Below are 4216 nucleotides of genomic sequence, written 5' to 3'. Positions count from 1 at the left end.
GTCTATGCCTACGTCGACGCGCAGGCGATGCCGGATGTGTGCTTCCGGATCAGCTCGCTCCCGGGCGTTTTCCATGCCGCGAAGCCGATCCCGCCACTGAGCATCAAGGGCTCCGGCGACGCCTCGCAGATGATGAAATCTCTCGCGGGGCAGATGGGCCTCGCGTTCGAGGACGCTGGCGTCAAGGTGAAGTTCGCCAACCCCTACTATCCGGGCACGGCATGGACGCAGATGCTGGCGATCGCGCGCGACGGCGGCTTCGACGTCGGCATCGATCGCGGCACGATGGTGATCACGCCACCGGGCAAGGCGCGAAACAGCGACACGGTTCTGATTTCGGCAGAGACCGGCATGGTCGGCTACCCGTTCTTCCAGCAGGCCTTCGTGCTGGTCCGCGCGCTCTACAATCCGGCGGTGAAGTATCAGGGCAAGGTGCAGATCCAGAGCGACCTGACGCCGGCAAACGGCACATGGAAGGTCAACCGCCTCGAGTATCAGTTGGAGGCAATGATGCCCCACGGAAAGTGGTTCATGCTCCTCGAATGCATCGCCGTTGATGCCTCGGCGCCGGCATGAGCGGCCAAGGCTATTTCGGTCAGCAGACCACATCTGACGACACCGCCGAGATCAACCGGCTGCGCTTCCTCATTCGCCAGGAGCTGGCGCAGGCGCGCACGGGCATCCCCGTCAAGGTCGCCGCGGTGCATGGTGGCGGCGTCGGCGCGCCGCCCACGGTGGATGTGATGCCGCTGATCAATCAGACGGACGGGCAAGGCAACCAGACGCCCCACGGCGTCATCTACGGCATCGCCACGATGCGCAACCAGGGCGGCACCAACGGCATCATCAACGATCCGAAGGTCGGCGACATCGGCCACATGACGATCTCGGACCGCGACATCTCGGCGCTGAAAGCCAACGGCGGAGCGCAGTCAAACCCGGGCAGCTTCCGGCGCGGCAACATGTCGGACGGCATCTATCAGGGGGCCATCGCCAATCCGGCCAACCAGGACCAGGCCGTCCAGTTTACCGAGGGCGGAATCAAGCTCTTCGACAAGAACGGGCAGATCATCGAGTTCGCGGCCGGCTCCGTCACCATCACCACCGCGCAGCTGCGGGTGACGGGCGACGTCATCGCCGGCGCCGGTGGGGAGAACATCAGCGTGCTCAACCATCTTCACACCAACGTCCAGCCCGGCGGCGGCACGTCAGGCCCACCGGAGCCCGGAACATGAAGACGCTCCTTCTCGACACCGACACCTGGGACTTAGTGGCGGACGCGTCGGGCAACATCGCTGTCGCCGACGAGCCCTACGCGCTGGCGCAGGACGCGGCGAGCGCGATCAGGCTGTTCGCGGGCGAGCTCTACTACGACACCACGCAGGGCACTCCCTACTTCGACCAGATCCTGGGCAAGGCGCCGCCGGTCTCGCTCATGAAGGCGTACTTCAATCGTGCCGCCTTGACGGTGCCTGGCGTGGTCTCGGCGCAGACCTTCATCCAGTCCTGGACCGATCGGACTGTCACCGGCCAGGTGCAGGTGACGGACGCGGCCGGCAACACCACCGCAGCGAGCTTCTAGCACATGGTCGACACCACCAACGTTCCCCCACCGCAATGGACGGACTCGGGGTTCCTGATCCCGTCGGCCGCGGAGGTGCTGGCGGGCGTGACCGAGGACATCAACGGCGCGTTCGGCGGCGTCCTCAATCCCGCGCTGAACACGCCGCAAGGGCAGCTCGCCAGCAGCGAGACGGCGGTAATCGACGAGGTCAACTCGACGTTCCTCTATTTCACCAACCAGGTCGATCCCGCCTATGCGACCGGCCGGATGCAGGATGCGATCGCGCGCATCTACTTCATCGAGCGCAACCCGGCCCAGCCGACGGTCGTGCAGGCGCTCTGCAGTGGCTTGCCGAGCGTCGCCATCCCGACGGGCTCGTTGGCCCTTGCCGAAGATGGCAACCAGTATCTGTGCACCGAGGATGGCGTCATCGGCGTCGACGGCACTGTCACCTTGCCGTTCGAGTGCCTGGTGGTCGGGCCGATCCCATGCCCTGCCGGAAGCCTCGACCAGATTTTTCGAGCGATCCCCGGATGGGATTCGATCACGAACCCGGATGACGGCGTGCTAGGCAACAATGTCGAGAGCCGGTCGGCTTTCGAGGCGCGCCGTGCTGCCTCCGTCGCGTTGAATTCGCAGGGCTCGCTTCCGTCGGTCCTGGGCGCGATGCTGGCGGTGCCGAACGTCATCGACGCGTTCGTGACAGAGAACGCCAGCAATGACGTGCAGCAGATCGGCGGCGTCTCGATCTATCCGAACTCGCTCTATGTCGCGGTGGTCGGCGGCGATGCTGACGATGTCGCGCAAGCGATCTGGTCGCGCAAAGCGCCCGGCTGCGCATACAACGGCAATACGACGGTCACGGTCTACGACCAGAGCCCCGGCTATGTCCCGCCGTACCCTGCTTATCGGGTGAGCTTCGAGATCCCCGATCCGTTGGCGATCCTGTTCGCGGTCAACATCGTCAACACGCATCTCGTCCCCGCCGATGCCGCGACGCAAATCCAGAATGCCATCGTCAGCGCCTTTGCTGGCGGCGATGGTGGGCCGCGCGCGAAGATCGGCACCACGCTATTTGCGAGCCGCTTCTACGCGCCCGTGGCTGCCCTTGGCTCGTGGGCGCAGATCATCTCGATCGAGGTAGGCTCGAACAACAACCCCAGCGCCGTCTTCACGGGCCAGATCGCCGGAACGATACTGACGGTCTCCGCCGTTGCGTCGGGGGAGCTGGCGGTCGGGCAGATCATTTCCGACACCACCGGCGCGCTGACCGTCGGCACCACCATCACCGCGCTCGGCACCGGCTCGGGCGGCACCGGTACCTATGTCGTCTCGAACAACAAGAACGTGTCAATCGAGACCATGACGGCCGCGATCCCCAATCGCTTCGACATCGCCGTCGACATCGACCAGGTGCCGACGATCTCCCCCAACGACATCTTCGTCACCCTAACCTGATCGATCATGGAAGACACAGGACCTCCCTATCCCAGGCCACCGGCCGGGATACCGAACGGCTTTGGCCAATTCGCCATTGGCATCAGCCCGATCGGCGATTTCCCGCCTTTCGACGTTTGGCGCACTGTCATCAGCCAGTATGCGAATGCGCCCACGCTGACGCAGCTGATTGGGAACATCTTCTCGTATCTCGACCAGACGGCCAACTTCGATGCGTTCTTCGACTACATCTGGAACGTCGACACGGCGCAGGGCTACGGGCTCGACGTCTGGGGCCGCATCGTCGGCGTCAGCCGGGTTTTGCAGGTCACGACCGGGAACTGGTTCGGCTTCGATGAGGCGAAGCCGGGAGCCGATCCGTTCGGGCAAGGCGCGTTCTATTCCGGCGCTCCGCTCACCTCGAATTTCGCGCTGTCGGACGAGGCATACCGCCGGCTCATCTTCGCCAAGGCTGCAGCCAACATCAGCAACGGCTCGATTCCGGCGATCAACCAGATCCTGCTCAGCCTCTTCCCCAACAGGGGCAACGCCTACGTTACCGAGGGCGGCAATTACGGGACATGGTTCGGCTTCGAGGAATCGCTGAACTCCGTCGGCTTCAACCAGGCATCGTTCTACGCGGGCTCGCCGATCGAGACGATGGCGATGACCTACACCTTCGCCTTCCAGCTGACCCCTGTCGAACTCGCGATCGTCCAGAACTCCGGCGTCTTGCCGAAGCCGACCGGCGTCAAGGCGTCGGTCGTCATCATCTAAGGGTCCCTCCATGAAGCTTTCCGCCTTGCCTGCCAAGTTCCCCGTAGCTTGGGGAGCTTCGGCGAGCCCGAGCTACATCCGCTCCATCCCGCTCGGCTCGCAGATCGGGATTGTGAATGGCGCGGCCTCACTGACCGACGGCTTTCCGCCACTCAACTTCCTGCCGGTCGGATCGGGCGGCGTGCCGCCGTTCGGCCAGGACATGAACGGCATTCTGCAGCAGATCACGCAATGGTCGCAGTGGCAGAATGCAGGCGGTCTGGTCCCCTACGATCCGGCCTTCTCGGCAGCGATCGGCGGGTATCCCAAGAGCGCGTTGCTGGCTGGCGCGGCGACTGGCGTCGTTTGGCTGAGCACGGCCGACGACAATACGTCCGACCCTGATACGAGCGGCGCGAATTGGGTCAACATCGGAGCCGCATCCGCGCCCATCATGGT

The 4216-nt window shown here is 64.3% G+C and carries 5 protein-coding genes and 1 pseudogene; all 6 read left to right on the top strand.

Translation table 11 applies throughout. The features are described from left to right. Positions 1–576: pseudogene (locus EOA60_RS37710) on the top strand (hypothetical protein); the annotation flags it as partial. Continuing rightward, a complete protein-coding gene (locus EOA60_RS21360; protein WP_127239338.1) occupies positions 573–1235 on the top strand; it encodes a hypothetical protein in 663 nt (220 codons plus the stop codon). The pseudogene EOA60_RS37710 and the gene EOA60_RS21360, both read left to right, overlap by 4 nt. Beyond that, positions 1232–1582: a hypothetical protein gene (locus tag EOA60_RS21355; protein WP_127239339.1), complete on the top strand. Its 351-nt coding sequence runs from the start codon at positions 1232–1234 to the stop codon at positions 1580–1582. The genes EOA60_RS21360 and EOA60_RS21355 overlap by 4 nt, the downstream gene beginning before the upstream one ends. Before the next feature lie 3 nt (positions 1583–1585). Continuing rightward, entirely contained in the window at positions 1586–3022 is a 1437-nt protein-coding gene (locus EOA60_RS21350) for a baseplate J/gp47 family protein (RefSeq protein WP_127335319.1), read from the top strand. A gap of 6 nt (positions 3023–3028) precedes the next feature. Further along, positions 3029–3778 (top strand): DUF2612 domain-containing protein, encoded by a 750-nt coding sequence (locus EOA60_RS21345; protein WP_127335320.1) that lies wholly within the window; start codon positions 3029–3031, stop codon positions 3776–3778. Between the two features lie 10 nt (positions 3779–3788). Next, the coding region (locus EOA60_RS21340) for a hypothetical protein (RefSeq protein ID WP_206628182.1) at positions 3789–4216 on the top strand (428 nt) is incomplete at its 3' end.

The sequence above is a fragment of the Mesorhizobium sp. M1A.F.Ca.IN.020.06.1.1 genome (assembly GCF_004023265.1).
Taxonomy (GTDB): Bacteria; Pseudomonadota; Alphaproteobacteria; order Rhizobiales; family Rhizobiaceae; genus Mesorhizobium.
Note: the sequence above shows the minus strand (reverse complement) of the source record. Positions and strands in the feature narration are given on the sequence as shown.